At 63.2% G+C, this 989-nt stretch carries 2 protein-coding genes and 1 pseudogene; all 3 read right to left on the bottom strand.

The annotated features are described in order from the left end of the window. Positions 1–149, bottom strand: a 149-nt coding sequence (locus ACTJJX_RS34995; RefSeq protein ID WP_049318515.1) for a CcoQ/FixQ family Cbb3-type cytochrome c oxidase assembly chaperone, incomplete at its 3' end; no start/stop codon positions are given. 5 nt (positions 150–154) lie between these two features. Then, entirely contained in the window at positions 155–763 is a 609-nt protein-coding gene (gene ccoO, locus ACTJJX_RS34990) for a cytochrome-c oxidase, cbb3-type subunit II (protein WP_003087318.1), read from the bottom strand. Between the two features lie 10 nt (positions 764–773). Beyond that, a pseudogene (locus tag ACTJJX_RS34985) lies at positions 774–989 on the bottom strand (cytochrome C oxidase Cbb3); the annotation flags it as partial.

Here is a 989-nt window from a genome sequence, read left to right as displayed (position 1 = left end):
TTTTTGGCTTCGGGATCGTCTGCGAAGGGCAGCATCGTCGCTTCGTCGAAGCTCTTCTTGCGTTTGCCGCTGTAGGCCCAGATCACCAGACCGATGAAGGCGACCATGATCAGCAGCGTGCCGAGTCCTCGCAGCGTCCCGATATCCATTGCCGTCACCGTTTGTTCTTGATCGAGGTGCCGAGCACCTGCAGGTAGGCGACCACGGCGTCCATCTCGGTCTTGCCTTTCAGCGAGTCCTTGGCGCCCTTGATGTCTTCGTCGGTATAGGGCACGCCGAGGGTGCGCATCACTTCGAGCTTCTTCTCGATGTCCTTGCCGTCGAGCTTGTTCTCCACCAGCCACGGGTAGGCCGGCATCTTCGACTCGGGCACCACGTTGCGCGGGTTGAACAGGTGTGCGCGGTGCCAGTCGTCGGAGTAGCGGCTACCGACGCGGGCCAGGTCCGGACCGGTACGCTTGGAACCCCACAGGAAGGGGTGGTCCCAGACGCTCTCGCCGGCCACCGAGTAGTGGCCGTAGCGTTCGGTTTCGGCGCGGAACGGACGGATCATCTGCGAGTGGCAGCCGACGCAGCCTTCGCGGATATAGATGTCGCGGCCTTCCAGTTGCAGCGCGGTATAGGGCTTCATGCCTTCGACCGGGGTGTTGGTCACGTCCTGGAAGAACAGCGGCACGATCTGGGTCAGGCCGCCGATGCTCACGGCCACGGCCATGCATAGCGCCAGCAGGCCGACGTTCTTCTCGAGTATTTCGTGTTTCATGCTCGGCTCCTCAGGCGATCTGTGCGGCGGCTTCGTATTCGGCCGGCTTGGCGGCACTGACGGTGCGCCAGGTGTTGTAGGCCATCAGGAACATGCCGAGCAGGAAGATGAAACCGCCGAGCATGCGCACGATGAAGCCGGGGTGGCCGGCGGCCAGCGCTTCGACGAAGGAGTAGGTCAGGGTGCCGTCCTCGTTGACCGCGCGCCACATCAGGCCCTGGGTGAT

It is taken from the genome of Pseudomonas sp. 22490, assembly GCF_052044465.1.
GTDB lineage: Bacteria > Pseudomonadota > Gammaproteobacteria > Pseudomonadales > Pseudomonadaceae > Pseudomonas > Pseudomonas aeruginosa.
Note: the sequence above shows the minus strand (reverse complement) of the source record. Positions and strands in the feature narration are given on the sequence as shown.